This window comes from Flavobacterium johnsoniae (assembly GCF_001879205.1).
Taxonomy (GTDB): domain Bacteria; phylum Bacteroidota; class Bacteroidia; order Flavobacteriales; family Flavobacteriaceae; genus Flavobacterium; species Flavobacterium johnsoniae_A.
The window spans coordinates 632,195-649,267 of the sequence record NZ_MLFK01000007.1; the positions used below are offsets into that span (position 1 = coordinate 632,195).

Here is a 17,073-nt window from a genome sequence, read left to right on the forward strand (position 1 = left end):
GAACGTTTTTAAGTTTTTTCAAAGCGTACCAAAAAACATTTAATTACTAACTACAATAACCACACATCAAATGAACAGGACTTTATTACAGGCAGTTATTTTAATATTTTTATCAGCAGGCGGATCGGCGCAGGTGCTCCATCTCAAGTCTCCCAACGGAAAGATTGAGATGGATTTAGAAAACGGCGCCAAAATCCGATGGTCTGTGAAACATAACAATACAGAAGTCGTTGCTCCTTCAGCTATTTCATTAACATTGGGCAGCGGAGAGATTTTAGGAAATAATGCGAAAATTGCAAGCACTAAAAATTCGGCTTCAAACACCACTTTCGAAACGCCTGTTTATAAGAAGAAAACGGTTGTGGACCAATACAATCAGCTGATTGTAAATTTTAAAGGAAATTTTGGTCTGATATTAAGAGCTTATAATGATGGTGCAGCTTATCGTTTTTTTACAAATAAGAATAAAAAAATTACCATTGCATCTGAAGAAGCCAGCTTTAACTTCAGCCAAGACCATAAAGCTTTTGTACCCTATGTTCGCGATTTAAGAGAAAAAGACATGTATACTTCTGCTTTTGAAGCGCTTTATGATGAAATTCCGCTTTCTAAATTTGTCAAAGATTCATTAGCTATTTCTCCGCTTCTTGTCGATTTAGGAAATGGAAAAAAAGCAGCTATTATTGAGGCTGAACTCCAAGACTATCCGGGCATGTTTTTAACACGAAATAATGGAACGCAATATGGACTTAGGGGAATATTTGCACATTATCCAAAAAAGGAGCGTTTAGGCGGCTATAATAAAATGAACTACATGGTCTCTGAGAGAGAGAACTACATTGCAGAAACAAACGGCAGTAGAAGTTTTCCCTGGAGGGCAGTCATCATAAGTGAAAACGACACCGAGCTTTTGAATAATGATATGGTTCAAAAACTTTCTTCGGCTTCACAAATTTCTGACATGAGCTGGATCAAACCCGGTAAAGTGGCTTGGGACTGGTGGAATGACTGGAATATATCGAAAGTCGATTTTAAGGCTGGAATCAATACGCAGACTTATAAATATTATATTGATTTTGCTTCTAAAAACAATATTGAATATGTGGTGATAGACGAGGGATGGAGCGAAGAAACCGATATCTTGAAGATTTCGCCAGCTATGGACATTAAAGAACTTATCGACTACGGAAAACAAAAAAATGTCGGAATCATGCTTTGGGCTTCATGGTATGCTGTAAATCAGGTTTTAGATGATGCGTTTACCAAGTATTCCAATATGGGAGTGAAAGGCTTTAAAATAGATTTCATAGACCGTGACGATCAAAAAATGGTTAACTCGCTTTATAATATTGCGAAAAAGGCGGCCTCTTACAAACTTCTTATTGACTATCACGGAATGTATAAGCCGACTGGCATTCAAAGAACCTATCCAAATATCCTAAATTTTGAAGGAGTCAAAGGCTTGGAAAATGCGAAATGGACACCAAAAGATGACATGCCGCATTATGAAGCGAGCATACCTTTTATAAGAATGCTGGCAGGACCTATGGACTATACGCCGGGAGCTATGCGCAATGCAACAAAAGCAGATTTTCGTCCAAGCAATTCACTGCCAATGAGCCAAGGCACAAGATGCCATCAGCTGGGTATGTATGTTCTTTATGAAGCGCCGCTGCAAATGATGGCCGATAGTCCAACAGCTTATATGAAAGAACAGCAAAGCACTACATTTATATCTCAAATTCCGACCACTTTTGATGAGACAGTTGCGCTGGATGGAAAGGTAGGCCAATATGCAGCCATTGCCAGAAAAAAAGGCAATACATGGTTTGTAGGCGGTTTAACCAATTGGTCGGCTAGAGAAATAGCACTCGATTTATCTTTCCTTGAAAAAGGGAACTTTACAGCAGAAATTTTTAAAGACGGATTGAATGCTGAAAAAGATCCAACAGATTACAAACGTGAAATAATTAAAGTAACCAATGCCGGTAAATTGAAAGTGCAGATGGCTCCTGGAGGAGGTTTTGCAATTATAATTAATCCTGAAAAATAGTTAAAAATATCTCGGAATGACTCTCTTGCCTATTGGAGTAAGTATTGTTCTGTAACCTGATAATGAATTAGAAAGTATACTATAATGAAAAAAAGATATATCACTGTTTTACTATTACTATATTTTTTCCTCTCGCCATTTTTTGGATGGGCGCAATCTGCTCTTTATTTAGAGGAAAGCCAGCCAATAGAAGTTCGTGTAAAGGATGCCTTATCGCGAATGACGATAGAAGAAAAAGTAGCACTCTGCCATGCGCAGTCAAAGTTCAGCTCTAAAGGAGTTCCCCGTCTGGGCATACCAGATGTATGGTCATCAGACGGATCTCACGGGGTGAGCGATGAAAAACTCTGGGACGAATGGAACTCAGCACAATGGACGAATGACTCATGCACTGCTTTTCCTGCCTTAACCTGTCTTGCGGCAACATTCAATCCAAAGATAGCGCAGCTTTACGGCACATCTATTGGAGAAGAAGCCCGGTACCGTGACAAAACTATGCTGTTAGGGCCTGGCGTAAATATTTACCGTACGCCGCTTAATGGACGAAATTTCGAATACATGGGCGAAGATCCTTTTTTGGCTTCGCGAATGGTGGTTCCATACGTGCAAGGCGTGCAGTCTAATGGAGTGGCGGCGTGTGTAAAACATTTCGCCCTGAGCAATCAGGAAATTGCCCGTGGCGAAATTAATGTCAACGTAAGCGATCGCGCCTTGCATGAGATTTATCTTCCAGCCTTCAAAGCCGCAGTTCAGGAAGGGAATGTGTGGTCTATCATGGGAGCTTATAACAAAATATGGGGAGTGCACTGCTGCCATAACGACATTTTACTCAACCAAATCTTAAAAACCGACTGGAAATTTGATGGTGTAGTGGTGAGCGATTGGGGAGGTGTTCACAATACTGACGAAGCGGTCAATGGCGGACTTGATATTGAAATGGGTACTTATACCAATGGACTGACCACGCAAGGCCATTTTCCTTTTTCGAGCTATTATTTAGCTGATCCTTTTCTGAAAGGAATTAAATCGGGCCAATACGAAATGTCAAAACTTGACGATAAAGCAGGCCGAATTCTGCGAATGATTTTCCGTACTACTATGAGCGCCAATCGTTCTTATGGCCGTTTTGTTTCTCCCGAGCATAGCGATGCAGCCCGAAAAATAGCACAGGAAGGAATCGTATTGCTTAAAAACGAAAAACAGTTTTTACCTATTCCAGAAGGCAGATATAAAAAAATTGCGGTGATAGGTGAAAATGCCGTGAAAAGCCTGATCGTTGGCGGCGGTTCTACGTCATTGAAAGCGGCTTACGAAATTTCTCCTTTGCAGGGATTAAAAAATAAATACGGCGAAAATAATATTGTTTACAGTATGGGATATGCTTCGGGACGACCGCTTTATGGTGCCGAAGAACCCTCTAAATTAAATCTTGATTCTCTGCAAAACGCAGCGATCGAGACCGCTCGTCAGGCTGATATAGTTCTCTTTGTTGGAGGGTTGAATAAAAATTATTTTCAGGATTGTGAAAGCGGAGACCGTAAATCACTGAGCCTGCCGTTTGGTCAAGACAAGCTTATTGAAGAAATACAGAAAGTAAATAATAATGTTGCAGTTGTTTTACTAAGCGGAAATGCGGCTTTGATGCCTTGGCTTAACAAAACAAAAGCCGTTGTACAAGGATGGTATCTTGGTTCGGAAGCAGGAAATGCTTTGGCTGATATTATTTCTGGCGAGGCAAATCCGTCAGGAAAACTCCCTATTTCATTTCCTAAAAAATTGGAGGACGCAGGAGCACATGCTTTTGACCAGCTTTGTTATCCTGGTGATGGGAAAAATGTCTATTATAAAGAAGACATCTTAGTAGGGTACCGCTGGTACGATACTAAAAAAATCCCTGTGCTTTTTCCTTTCGGATATGGATTGAGTTACACCACATTCCAGTACGGGAAACCAGCTGTTTCATCAAAAACGATTACAGCTGCTGACCCTTTAACCGTAACAGTTTCCATAAAAAACACAGGAAAAGTAGCAGGAAAAGAAGTTGTGCAGCTTTATGTCAGTGACGAAAAGTCAAGCCTGCCTCGTCCTATTAAAGAATTAAAAGGATTTGAAAAAATTTCACTGGAACCGGGAGAAGAAAAAACAGTGCATTTTACTTTAACAAAAGAAGATTTTTCTTATTATGACGACACTAAAAAAGAATGGATCGCAGAACCTGGCAAATTCAAAATAATGATTGGAGCTTCAGCTGCTGATATTAGAGGAGCGGCAGATTTTAATTTAAAATAAAGCATTGCAATATTTACAAATATGAAAAGAATAATTTTCCTTTTAATCACTATAGGCGGATGCTGCCATTTCTTGAATGCGCAGGGATACAAAAATCCAGTCATTTCTGGATTTCATCCAGATCCTAGCGTATGCAGGGTAGGAGATGACTATTATCTGGTGACTTCCAGCTTTGAATACTTTCCGGGAGTTCCCATTTTTCACAGTAAAGATTTAATCAATTGGACCAAAATTGGGCATTGCCTTACGCGCCCTTCCCAGTTAAAGTTAGATAAATGCGCTCCTTCAGCTGGTATTTATGCCCCTACAATCCGCTATCATGAAGGCCGTTTTTATATGGTCACGACCAATGTATCGGGCGGAGGAAATTTTTATGTTCATACCGATAATCCTGCAGGAGAATGGTCAGAACCCGTTTTTGTCGATCAGGGCGGTATAGATCCTTCGTTATATTTTGAAGATGGCAAATCTTATTTTGTATCGAATCAGAATGGCATTACGATCTGCGAAATTGATATTAAAACAGGAAAAAAACTCACTAAAGGACAAACGGTGTGGAATGGAACAGGAGGGCGCTATCCTGAAGCTCCGCACATTTATAAAAAAGACGGCTGGTATTATCTGCTAATTTCAGAAGGAGGCACAGAATACGGCCATAAAATAACCATAGCGCGAAGCAGGGACGTTTATGGGCCTTACGAGTCCAATCCTGCCAACCCGATTCTGACGCATATTAACGAAATTGCTCAGAGCAATCCGATTCAAGGTACAGGACACGGCGATTTTATTCAGTCGCATGATGGTTCTTGGTGGATTGTCTTTCTAGGCTTCCGTCCGCAGAGTCTGCTGCACCATGTGTTAGGTCGAGAAACATTTCTAGCTCCTGTTAGATGGGATGCAAATGCTTGGCCGGTAATAAATGGCAATGGCACGGTTAATATAGATATGAATGTGCCAACTTTACCTTTACAGGCTGTAAAACCTCATGATTTTTCTACGAGTTTTGATGAGGTAAAGCTGGGTGCCGATTGGAACTATCTTAGAAATCCTTTTATGCAAAAGTATTCACTTACCGAAAAGAAAGGTTCATTGCGATTAAAAGCCACTTGGGTATCTTTAGACGACAACGATTCGCCAACTTTTATAGGACGCAGGCAGGAACATATTGATTTTTCAGCTTCGACTGCAATGTCATTAGATAATGCAAAAAGTGGAGATGAAGCTGGTATGACCATTTTCTATTCTAGTCAGGCGCATTACGATCTTTCTTTGAAAAAAACAGAAAAAGGCAAAAATAAACTAGTACTGCGTTATAAAATGGGCATGCTGAGCCACACCGCATCGGAAGTGGAAATTCCATCTGGTAAGATTTATTTGAAAGTGGAAGGCAATAAAGATTTTTACAGCTTCTACTATTCTCTGGATGGGAAGGAATTTAAATTTTTAGATAAAATCAATATTTGGTACCTTAGTTCTGAGACCAATGGAGGTTTTACAGGAGTGTATATTGGACTTTACGCTGCATCTCAAAACAAAAGCACCAAAGCATCTGCTGATTTTGACAGTTTCACGTATAAACCAGGTAAAATGAACTAAAAATGAGCCAATTGCAAAAAATCTGTAAAGCGCATTTAGTAACCATTTTATTGGCGTTTTTTTTAGCCAGCAAGGCAAATGCCCAAACTACAATGGCCAATGTGGCATCTAGAAATTTAATAAGTTTGAATGGAAAATGGAAAGCGCTCTCTGATCCAGGAGCAGTTGGCGACTGGAAAAAAATTTGGATGGAGCCAAAACCGCAGAAGAAAACAGATTTTTTTGAATATTCATTTGGCGGTGCACCAGAATTGAATGTTCCGGGCGACTTTAATTCACAGGTGTGCGAACTTGCTTTTTATGAAGGGGCTGTATGGTATAAAAAAACGGCTACTCTTTTTAAAAAGAAAAACACAAGGCAGTTTCTGTATTTTGGAGCGGTAAATTATAGCGCCGATGTATATCTGAATGAGGAAAAATTGGGAAGCCATGAGGGAGGTTTCACTCCATTTCAGTTTGAAATTACTGATAAAATAAAGGATGGCGATAATACCATAATTGTCAAAACAGACAACCGTCGCTTAGAGAATGGAATTCCCGGTTTAGGCTTTGACTGGCTGAATTATGGAGGAATCATACGTGATGTAAAAGTTATTGAAACACCTGGAACCTATATTGCCGATTATTTTATTCAGCTAAAAAAAGGCAGTTTGAATAGTGTATTGGGATGGGTGCAATTAAATGGGGAGCATTTGAACCAAAAAATTACGGTAAGAATTCCCGAATTAAATATCGCTTATAAAACAAAGGCAGATAGCAGCGGTTATGCAAAGCTTGAATTTTTGTCCAAGTTCAAGCTATGGTCACCCCAAAATCCTAAACGGTACCATGTAATTCTGCAATGCGCAACCGATTCTATAACTGATGAAATTGGTTTTAGAAGCATTGAAACTAAAGGGAGTGAAATTTTATTAAATAAAAAGCCCATTTTTATCAAGGCTGTAAATATTCACGAAGAAAATCCGATAAAAAAAGCAAGAGCATTTTCATTGGAAGATGACAGGCTATTGCTGAATTCAGCAAAAGAACTAGGATGCAATTTAGTAAGATTGGCCCACTATCCGCATAATGAGGACATGATTAAAGAAGCTGAAAAAATGGGTTTGATGGTGTGGAGCGAACTTCCAATCTATCAGAATATTAAGTTTTCTGATAGTCTTGTTCCTTACAAAATGCAGGATATGCTGCAAGAAATGATTGCAAGAGATAAAAACCGATGCTCGGTCGTGGTCTGGAGCCTTTCGAATGAGACGTATCCAGGTACTCCAAATAGAGATAAAGCGCTTATTGATTTAACGGAAAAATGCAAAGCAATCGATTCTACAAGATTGATTACGCATGTTATAAACACGCAAGGCTATACCAATAATTCGTTTCATATTTGGGATACGCTTTATAAGTACTCTGATTTAATTGCGCTTAATGAATATATAGGCTGGTATATTCCCTGGCAGGGAAAACCTTCAGAAGTGAAGTGGAAAATAGATTTTTCTAATAAACCTGTATTCATTTCAGAATTTGGAGCCGAGGCATTATATGGAAATAGAAATGTACCTGCAGATCAAGCTTCTTATTGGTCTGAAGAATATCAAGAGCAGGTTTATAAAAATCAGATCGAAATGTTTAAAACTATTCCAAATTTAAGAGGCGTCTGTCCATGGTTATTGTTTGATTACAGGTCATTGGGAAGAATGCATCCTGTATATCAAAAAGGGTATAATAGGAAAGGATTAATCTCTGAAAATGGAGAAAAGAAAAAAGCTTGGTTTATTATGAATGACTATTATACAAAAAAAGAAGAATGAAAACTAAAACGATATTAACTGCGATTTTGGCTTTGGTCTGCTGGTCTATAGGACATTCCCAAACAGAGAATACTACAGACAAAGAATTAAACCTGCAGCCCATAGTATTGAATGCTGACGACAAACCAGCATTTCCAGATCCGCCGCAAGGATTTAGGGACAAGCACGCAGAAATGGCTTCTGGAAAACTGACAGTGGTTCAGTACAATTCTAAAACATTGGGCACTCGCCGCGAAATGACAGTTTACACCCCTGCAGGCTATGAGTCTGATAAAAAATACCCAGTGCTTTATCTGCTCCATGGCCTTAATTCAGGTAAAGGGCAATGGACAGATTGGATTCGTGCGCAGGATGTAATCGATAATTTAATCCGTGAGGGAAAAATCAAGCCAATGCTGGTAGTTTTTCCCAACTGCAGCTCAAGTATCACTGTTGAAAATCCGGCTCCTGACCAAGAAAAGGAGAAAGAAATTGGATATAAAAGTTATGGAGTATCTTTTGAGAAAGATCTGCTGAAGGATATCATTCCGTATATTGAATCAAATTATGCTGTATACCGCAATCGAGAGAAGCGAGCTTTAGCGGGTTTATCTATGGGAGGCGGGCAGTCTCTGAATATTGGTCTTTCCAATATTGATACTTTTGCTTTTGTTGGCGGCTTTTCGTCTGCTCCCAATACAAATGAAGTGGGAGGGCTTTCTGATCTTAAACTTGTGCCTGACGTAAAAGCAGCAAGAAAAGATCTTAAAGTATTGTGGGTTTCTTGTGGCAGTAAAGACTGGCTTTTCAATGTGAGCCAGCGCATTCACGGCTGCTTAAAGACCAATCAAGTGCCTCATGTGTGGCATGTAGACGGCAATGCGCACGATGATCTAGAATGGTCAAACAATCTGTATCTTTTCTCGCAGGATATTTTCAAATAAAAATATTTTAAGCAGTTTACAGCCGTTTTTTGAAACGCTTTTTAATAAAACGAAATAGTCTGAGAAAACAAAAAAAGCAGCAGCCTTAATGTAGGATTAAAGGCTGCTTTTTTGTTGTGCTATTATAGTTTTTTATGAAGTTTTAAATACTCAGAAGGAGATAAACCAAATTCTTCACGGAAATATTTTGAAAATCTTTTCGGCGAATTAAATCCCACTTCATAGGCTATCTGCGAAACCTGCAGCTGGCTTTTATCTAAAAGCTGGCGTCCTCTCTTCAAACGTATGGTTCTAATGAATTCGGCTGGTCCTTTACCGGTTATGAACATCAGTTTTTTGTACAGATGCCCTCGGCTCAAGCCTAAAGTGTCTCCTAGATTTTCTACAGAAAACTCAGTATCGCTGATATGCTGCTCTACAGCTTTTATCGCTTTTTCAATAAAAATTTCATCTAGAGAGGTAATGGTAATTTCCTGCGGATTAACGTCTATTTTTTGTTTAAATGCGGCATGGCTTTTTTTGGTCCATTCGATAAATTTATTAATTCGAAGTTTGAGAATATGAATGTTAAAAGGTTTGGTGATATAATCATCTGCTCCGTATTTTAATCCGTCTATATGATATTCTTCAGCAGTGCGCGCGGTAAGCAGAATTACAGGAATATGGGACCAGTAGATATTGGTTTTGACCAATTTGCAAAGCTCAATGCCATCCATTACAGGCATCATTACATCACTTACAATAACTGTAATATTGTGTTTTTGCAGCAGTTCGACAGCCTCTTGGCCATTATGTGCCGTAAGCACCGTAAAATCATCTTTTAGGTTGTCTTCTATAAATTCGCACAAGTCTTTATTGTCATCTACAAAAAGAACCAGCTGTTCAGCAGGACTTTCTGTTTTTTCCTCTTCAATGTTTGGAATATCAATCGTAGCAGGACTAAGCATCAAATTTTTTTCAGAGCTTTCTCTAATTGGGATCTTAAAGGTAAATACACACCCATGCGGAATATTATCTTCAATGGTTATGGCACCTCCATGCAGATGTATGTATTCATTTGCAATATGCAGTCCAAGACCGCTGCCGGTTTCATTCTGGCTTTGTTCTCCTTGATAAAATCTGTCAAATACAAGCGGTTTATCGTTATCGCTGATTCCCGAACCCGTGTCTCGAACTTTAACGCAGACTTGAGTAGCGTCACGGCTAATTTTTACCTGAATTTTTCCTCCATCGGGAGTATATTTAAAAGCGTTCGAAAGCAGATTGGTAAGTGTTTTTTGGATCTTATCCTTATCAAATTCCATAAGCAGACTCTCTATTCCGCTTTCAAAAGATAATTGAATATTGCGTTCCGCGGCATAAACATTAAACGAACTGAAGATATCCTCGGCGAAACTTACAAACTCTGATGCTTTCAAATTTAAACTGACGATTCCTGCATCTAATTTGCGAAAATCCAGCAGGGAATTGATTAAGGAAAGAAGCTGCTGTGCATTTTTATGGATCACATTTATTTTCTTTCGCATGATCTCATCCATAGCATCATTGAGCAGCACTTGCAGAGGTGTTATGATAAGAGTTAGGGGAGTTCTTAGATCATGGCTTATGTTGGTAAAAAAGTTCAGCTTCATTTCGTTTATATGCCATTCTTTCTCGCGATTCATTTTCTCGCGCTGTTCTTCTAATTTTAAATGATGGCGGATTTTTGATCTGCGTACGGTATACCAAATAATGGCCGCGATCGTTAGTCCATAAAAAAGATACGCCCATACAGTTAGGTAAAAAGGAGGCAGTACGTTCAATGCTAATACTTTGATGTTATTGTTCCATCCTGAAGCATTATCATACGCTTTTACCAAAAGTTTGTAACTGCCTGCTGGTAAGGCAGAAATTACAATTTTATTGTCCTGAATAGGAATCCATTCCGAATTAAACCCTTCAATCTTGTAAAAATACTTGACTTTATCGGCATTTAATAAATCTGTACTCGTAAACTTAAGAGTAATGAGCCTGTCATCGTGCCTTAAGGTAAGCTTGGAAAGCAGTTCTGTGGAATGCTGCAGCAATTTATGTCCATTATAAATAGAATCCACCTCTATAGTCTGATTCCCAAGAGTCAGTCCTGTAAAAATAATTTTTGAAATTGGTCTGTTTTCTTTTAGCAGCTTGTTTGGATTGATTATGGTATATCCGTCCAGATTGCCAAGCAGAATATCACCGTTTCTTAATTGCAGTATAGAGTGCTTATTAAAATAATTGTCCATTAGGCCATCCTTAACCGAATAGTTTTTACTGCTTATGGATAAATTATCATTTGCGTCATAACTGACAGTTAAAACAGAAAGCCCATTGGGGGTTGTAACCCAGATGTTATTGCGATTGTCCTCCAATATGCCGCTCACAGAATTGTCGCAAAGGCCATTTGACTTGTTGAAGTAATAAATGGTATCTTTTTTTGGATCCCACACATTAAGGCCGTCATTGTGGGCAATCCACAAAATATTGTGTTTGTCTTTGTAGACCGTAGAAATCTGAAAGTGTTTGAATTTTTGCGTTCCTTTTTTATTGCCATACGAAATGACATTTTTATTGTTGGTAATATCAATATTGAAAAGCCCGTAACCCGTGCCCAGCAGAAGTTCATCGCCAGAGTCGTAAAACATATCGAGTGCAAAAACTTGATCTTCAAATACAGAAATCACAGAATCAAAGCTTGTGGCATCGGACGGAAGCTGCTGTATTTTTCCTCCCATAGACCCTATCCAGATATTGCCATAGCGATCTTGTTTTAAGTTCCAGACATTGTTGTTGCTTAGTTTGCTGTTTTTCGTGGTATATTGGCTTATCACACCATTTTGCCAGCAAAACAGTCCATTTTGATAAGTGCCGATCCAAATGCGGTTTGTGCGATCTTCCAATAAACAGGTAATCGCTGCTTTGGGAAATGGAATTCGAGAGGTATTTCCTGATTTTTTATTTTTTTTAAAAAGTCCTTTTCCGTCTGTTGCAATCCAGAGATCTTCGTTGTGATCTTCCATTATGGTGCTGATATCAGAGTATTCCGGATGTTTGAAATTGATGAAGTTTTTAAAGCTTTCATTAAAAAAAGAGAAGCCTTTTTTGCTGTGCCCAATCCAGATTGTCCCATCGTTGTCACGATACATGCAGGTTATATTGCTGGATGGCAGGGAATTGTCTTTGTTTGGGGTTTGAATACAGTTTGTTATGCTGCTTTTTGACTTGTCAAATATAAAAATCCCTTTATGATCTGTTCCAATCCATATTTCGCCTGGCTTATTTTCGATAATGCTGCTGACAAAATTAATATCGCTGTCTATGCTGGATTTTAAACTTGTGGAGCTCCATTTCTTTGTCTGATAATCACGATAGTAAACCTCATTAGGATTATTGCTGAAATAGGTCCATAATCCGTTGTCGCTGTCTAGAAAAATGATATGCCAATCATCAATTCCATTTTTTCTGTTGTGAGTTGGCAGTTTAATGGTTTTGATATGACCTGTATTGCTGTTTAGCTGCCAGCACTTTTGAGAATTTTCAACACAATATACAGACTCGCCATTATCTGTTACGCTAACAGCAAAAGGGTCTTCAATGTTTACGCCGGTAAAGATGGAAGTATGCCTTTTTTTTACATCATAGAAAAATATGTTTTTCTTATTAAAAACCCATAAATTCTTTTTTTTGTCCACATAAATTTTACAGTTGGCATCTGCGCGAATGTACAGCTTGTTTAAAAGAAAAGTGATGTCTGTAATAAAGCAGTCCTTATCTCTATTATATATTGCATTATCATGTCCGAAATTAACCCATATATTGCCCATGCCGTCTTCCTGCAGACCTAAAATATCGTTGGAAATTAAGCTGTTGGGCTTTTTTGAGCTGGTCGTGTAAACTTTGAATTCGTAGCCGTCATATCGATTAAGTCCCGATTCGGTTCCAATCCATAAAAAACCGTAGCTGTCCCTTAAAAATGTCTTGACATTGGTGCTCGAAAACCCTTCGCTGGTTTTCAACTGGTGAAAAATATAATTGGACTGCGCAAGAATGCTTTGGAAGGAAATTATTCCAAAAACAGCAAGAAATAGTAAGAGGGCTTTATGCTTTTTCATTCGGTCTAAATTAATCATTTATCTGCAGCTGAAGTACAAGAAGGGCTGTTTTTATCTAAAATCACAGCCATCATTCCAATCCCTATCGATTCTTCAGAATCGATAGGGAAAATTGAAATGTTCAATAGGCTTGATTATTTTTCGAAGCTGTATTTGATGCCTTTTGTGATGCTGTTCCAGTCATCTGTTCGAAAAGGAACAGCAGGGAAATTTTCAGTATTGTACAGATTACAGTCGCTGGCATCGTCGGCCCAGCCGTAGCGGACTGCCTGCGGATTTTGAACCTGATCGCTCCACACCAAAAGCTGGCTGCCTTTTATCTGGGCTTCGGCATAATGAAAAACATGATCAGATCCGGCAATTTCAAATCCTTTTACATAGTGGTATTTATCATGAACCATTAAACCGCTTGCAGCATTGTCAAATGTTAAGAGAATCTGACTGCCTTTTGTTTCCATAGACTTATATGCTGGTCCGCTGAAAACATTTCCTTTTTCATATACTTTATTTAAGGCAATGGCAGCCAGTCTGTATCCTACATCTTGTTTGTTTTTTGGGTGAATATCTTTTGGATCTCCAATATCTGCTGTAACACACATGCCGGTATTGGCAGCATTCTGAAGGGTGAAATTCTGAGCCTCTCTTAACTCTGCCCAATAGCTGCCAGTGCTGCTGGTTCCTCCGAACTCATTAAAAGAAGACAGCTGCACAAAAAAGAAAGGAAAATCTCCCTGATGCCATTTGTTTCTCCAATCGCTGATCAATAATGGAAAAGCTTTTTTATATTGCTCGGCACGTGTAGCATTTGCCTCTCCCTGATACCATAAAACGCCTTGAATAGCATAGGGAATCAAAGGATTGATCATGGCATTGTAAAGAAGGGCAGGATAGCTGTTTGGAGACAGGTCTGTTCTGATTTCTGTAACCTGAAACTTCCATTTCCCTGCAAGCGGCACAATGGTGCTGCCTGCAGTTAATTTTAAGTCAGCCTCATCGCCAAAAATCCCGCCTCCTCCACTGTAATCCGTTACTCGTACGGCAATAGTGTTAAGACCTTCTTTAAGCGTTCCTGCTGGTACTTTGTATATTCTTTTTTTGTCCCATTGGGTATTCTTTCCCACTTCAATTCCATTTACATAAGAAAGATCTTCATCGTCTATTTTGCCCAGCTCCAATAAAGCCTCTTTACCAGCTTCTTCTTTTGAAATCATAAAAGATTTGCGCATCCAGACTGTGCCGTCTAAACTGCCCAATTGCTGGTTCCATAATTGAGGTGCGTGAATTTCCGGCCACGAGCTGTCATCAAAGTCTGCCGTTTTGTATTGGCTTTCTGAGTTTGAAGTGATTTTAGATCCTTGAAGATTTTCAATCTGCACTTTCAGCGCAGCCAGTTTATTTTTCAGCAGTGAATCCATTGGGATTTTAGGAAGGTCGGCAATCATGCTGCTGAATTCGGGACTTTTTTCAAAAGCTTCCCTGCTGGTCCATGTTTCCACGCAGGTGCCCCCCCAAGAGGAGTTTATTATTCCGATAGGGATTTTTAATTCATTGTATATTTTTTTTGCAAAAAAATAGCCCGCCGCTGTAAAAGCTCCTGTATTTTTTTTGCTGCTTTCTTTCCAGCTTCCTGCTTTGAGTTCTTCTTGAGGTGCCGGGTTTAAATCTTTGTCCACTAAAAACTGGCGTATCCAAAGATTATCTGCCTGACTGATTTCATAATCGGCATTCTGTGCCTGAGCAACCGGCCATTCCATATTAGACTGCCCGCTGCATATCCAGACTTCTCCAACTAGAACGTTCTCAATGGTAAGGCTGTTGTTTCCTTTAATGGTCATTTTAAAAGGACCGCCTGCTTTTTCAGGTTTCAGGTACAAAAGCCATTTTCCGTTTTTGTCTGCTTTAGTTCTCTGAGTCTGTTTATTAAAAGTGACTTCAATTTTTTCTCCTGAATTGGCCCAGCCCCAAACAGAAATGGGTTTATTGCGCTGTAAGACCATTCCGTCGCTGAAAAGCAGCGGCATTTTTACATTTGCATTTGCACACAAACTCAAGGCAAAAAGCAAAGCGATTAGATTTTTTTTCATTTTGATTGGTTTAAATTTATAGTTAGTCAGTGTTGAAACCTGCAGCAGGAGCTGCAGGAATCTTTAAGAATTATGGCTGTTTAGAAAAAAGTCATTTTTATTGCTGCCAAACGCTTACGCCTCCTGGAGGTACAATTTTACCGCCAATTAAAATATTTGAAGTGTTGGGTATTTGTTCTATTTGGTAATCTTCTGAAGAATAATTGACTGCGATCCAGAATCCGTCGCGCCAGCTGATGTAAACTCCTTTAGGGTAATGTTCAACAGCAATTCCAGCCTGATTATACACCTGCTGCAGGACTTCTTTTTCAAGCTGTCCATCGTCTGTATCTGTACCAATATAAGTAACGGTTCCTTTTCCTATTTTGTTGGTAACCACAGCTGCCGTGCCTGCATAAAATTGATTGGTGTACTTAGCAAGGACATTTTCAGGTTTATTGGCTTTTACTAAATCTGCCCAGTTGTTCCAGTAATATTCTTTTCCGAAACCTTGGATAGTTCCTTTTGCATAAGGCAGAAGATGGTCAAAGTCTTCAATTTTGGCATCGATTAAAGGATAAATAGGAGCGCCCCATCCTGCTTGGATTAAATGGCCGTTTTTGTCCTTAACAGCCGTACGCACGGTTAGCATTAAATGCCCGCCTTGTTTTACGTACTCTGTCCATTTGGCAATAAGCTTCTGATCGGCTATTTCGTAAGCAGGAGCAATCACAACGGCATAAGAATCTAATGTTTCGTTTTCGTAAATTATTTCTGCGGGAGCTCCGTATGATTTTACAATTTCAAGATATTTTTGAAAAAAAGACAGCGTATTCCATTGGCTTGTCTGCGCTTGACGGCCCATGCTCCATGAATTGTCATAATTCCATAATAAAGCAGTTCTTCGAGCCTTAATTTCTTTAGGCATTTCAGCCTTCGGATTATAAGCCTTTCTCAATAATTTCATTTCCTGCATCGTCTGCTGGTAATCTTTTCCTCCTTGCGATAGTGTGATTCCATCAAGTTTTGTAATGCCGCTGTGGTACTGCTCTGCACCGTAATTGATTTGGCGGTAACGATAAGAGCAGGCAAAAGACATGCCTTCGGCCATACAATGATAAAGCCACATGCGCACTGCGCCAGGCTGCAGCAGAGGATTAACATTTCCCCAGTTGACAAAACCAGGCTGAAGCTCCATAATTCCTGAGATGTTGTCTCTGGTTTTAAAGAAACTCAAGGCAAAAGAAAGTTCCCCGGGATCGCCAAGACGAAAACCTTTGTCTCCAATATTAGATACTCCTTTGTTAGGATAGCTGGTAAAAGAGTTAAAATCGAGTTTTTTTGTTCTTCTAGGATCTGCTGATGGAGTAATAGCGGTATAATTTGTTGTTACAAACTGGTTTTTTGCAATTAAAGGTCTGATAATATCGGTCTGAAAATCTAAAAAATCGGCCTGCGTATCGGCAGTATATCGTTTAAAGTCCAGCAAGGCATGCGGATTGATCCCCCACCAACCGACATGATCTGCATTTGGAATTTTAACTTGGTCAAAACTGCTGTAGGTCTGACTCCAGAAAGAGGCTCCCCATGCCGTATTTAAAGCCCTTATGGTGCGGTATTTATTTTCCAGCCATTTGCGGAAAGCATCTTGAGAAGAAGGGCTGTAATCTTCTTTGGCTTCTGGCTCGTTGTCAAGCTGCCATCCAATTACATTTGGATTATGCCCGTAGCGCGCTGCCAATTTGCTGATTATGTTTTTAGAAAAATTTCTCCATACTGGATTGCTCAAAGACTGCTGTGCTCTTGTTCCATGCTCAGCCCTTTGATAACGGCTGTCCATCAGATAGATTTCAGGATATTTAATGCCCATCCAAACGGGTGAAATTGCTGTAGGTGTGCCTAAAATAACTTTCAATTTGTATTTTCCAGCCAAATCGATCACTTCGTCAAGCCATTCAAATTTGTAAAGCCCTTCTTCGGGTTCCATGTCTATCCATGCAAATTCTGCAATGTGAATAAACTCAAAACCAGTCTTGGAAATATTACTGATATCTCTTTCCCAGTCTTTTTTATTCCAGTGTTCCGGATAGTAATAAATTCCCATTGCCATCAGGTTTTCTTTAGGAAAGAAAACAGGAGATTTCTGTGCCATTGCGCCTGCTGAGGACAGCAGTAATAAACAAATGATATACTTTTTTAATTTCATGGATCTAT

The 17,073-nt window shown here is 39.3% G+C and carries 8 protein-coding genes; 5 read left to right on the forward strand and 3 right to left on the reverse strand.

Annotated features, from left to right (window positions below; all coding sequences use genetic code 11):
- Positions 1 to 70 precede the first annotated feature (70 nt).
- The 5 genes from BKM63_RS14315 to BKM63_RS14335 all read left to right on the forward strand — a co-directional run bounded on the left by BKM63_RS14315 (position 71) and on the right by BKM63_RS14335 (position 8,666).
- On the forward strand, positions 71 to 2,053 hold the full coding sequence (locus BKM63_RS14315; RefSeq protein WP_071637235.1) for a glycoside hydrolase family 97 protein: 1,983 nt from the start codon (positions 71 to 73) through the stop codon (positions 2,051 to 2,053).
- Positions 2,054 to 2,137: 84 nt separating this feature from the next.
- Positions 2,138 to 4,342, forward strand: a complete 2,205-nt coding sequence (locus tag BKM63_RS14320; RefSeq protein ID WP_071637236.1) for a beta-glucosidase family protein — start codon at positions 2,138 to 2,140, stop codon at positions 4,340 to 4,342.
- A gap of 21 nt (positions 4,343 to 4,363) precedes the next feature.
- Complete coding sequence (locus BKM63_RS14325) at positions 4,364 to 5,938, forward strand: glycoside hydrolase family 43 protein (RefSeq protein ID WP_071637237.1); 1,575 nt, start codon at positions 4,364 to 4,366, stop codon at positions 5,936 to 5,938.
- Positions 5,939 to 5,940: 2 nt separating this feature from the next.
- Positions 5,941 to 7,743: a glycoside hydrolase family 2 protein gene (locus tag BKM63_RS14330; RefSeq protein WP_071637238.1), complete on the forward strand. Its 1,803-nt coding sequence runs from the start codon at positions 5,941 to 5,943 to the stop codon at positions 7,741 to 7,743.
- Positions 7,740 to 8,666, forward strand: a complete 927-nt coding sequence (locus tag BKM63_RS14335) for an alpha/beta hydrolase (RefSeq protein WP_207539263.1) — start codon at positions 7,740 to 7,742, stop codon at positions 8,664 to 8,666. Before BKM63_RS14330 ends, BKM63_RS14335 begins: the two co-directional genes overlap by 4 nt.
- Before the next feature lie 122 nt (positions 8,667 to 8,788).
- Here the strand turns inward: BKM63_RS14335 and BKM63_RS14340 are convergent, their stop codons facing one another.
- From BKM63_RS14340 to BKM63_RS14350, 3 genes are all read right to left on the reverse strand, one after another.
- Positions 8,789 to 12,796, reverse strand: coding sequence for a hybrid sensor histidine kinase/response regulator (locus tag BKM63_RS14340; RefSeq protein WP_071637379.1), 4,008 nt, complete (start codon positions 12,794 to 12,796; stop codon positions 8,789 to 8,791).
- Positions 12,797 to 12,930: 134 nt separating this feature from the next.
- A complete protein-coding gene (locus BKM63_RS14345; protein WP_071637239.1) occupies positions 12,931 to 14,880 on the reverse strand; it encodes a sialate O-acetylesterase in 1,950 nt (649 codons plus the stop codon).
- 97 nt (positions 14,881 to 14,977) lie between these two features.
- Positions 14,978 to 17,065, reverse strand: coding sequence for a beta-galactosidase (locus BKM63_RS14350; protein ID WP_071637240.1), 2,088 nt, complete (start codon positions 17,063 to 17,065; stop codon positions 14,978 to 14,980).
- Between the last annotated feature and the right edge of the window lie 8 nt (positions 17,066 to 17,073).

What these genes read in the sequence shown, in the direction of transcription:
- BKM63_RS14335 (WP_207539263.1), top strand. Translation starts at nt 7,740, where the DNA reads ATGAAAACTAAAACGATATTAACTGCGATTTTGGCTTTGGTCTGCTGG.
- BKM63_RS14340 (WP_071637379.1), bottom strand. Translation starts at nt 12,796, where the DNA reads ATGAAAAAGCATAAAGCCCTCTTACTATTTCTTGCTGTTTTTGGAATA.
- BKM63_RS14345 (WP_071637239.1), bottom strand. Translation starts at nt 14,880, where the DNA reads ATGAAAAAAAATCTAATCGCTTTGCTTTTTGCCTTGAGTTTGTGTGCA.
- BKM63_RS14350 (WP_071637240.1), bottom strand. Translation starts at nt 17,065, where the DNA reads ATGAAATTAAAAAAGTATATCATTTGTTTATTACTGCTGTCCTCAGCA.
- BKM63_RS14330 (WP_071637238.1), top strand. Translation starts at nt 5,941, where the DNA reads ATGAGCCAATTGCAAAAAATCTGTAAAGCGCATTTAGTAACCATTTTA.
- BKM63_RS14320 (WP_071637236.1), top strand. Translation starts at nt 2,138, where the DNA reads ATGAAAAAAAGATATATCACTGTTTTACTATTACTATATTTTTTCCTC.
- BKM63_RS14315 (WP_071637235.1), top strand. Translation starts at nt 71, where the DNA reads ATGAACAGGACTTTATTACAGGCAGTTATTTTAATATTTTTATCAGCA.
- BKM63_RS14325 (WP_071637237.1), top strand. Translation starts at nt 4,364, where the DNA reads ATGAAAAGAATAATTTTCCTTTTAATCACTATAGGCGGATGCTGCCAT.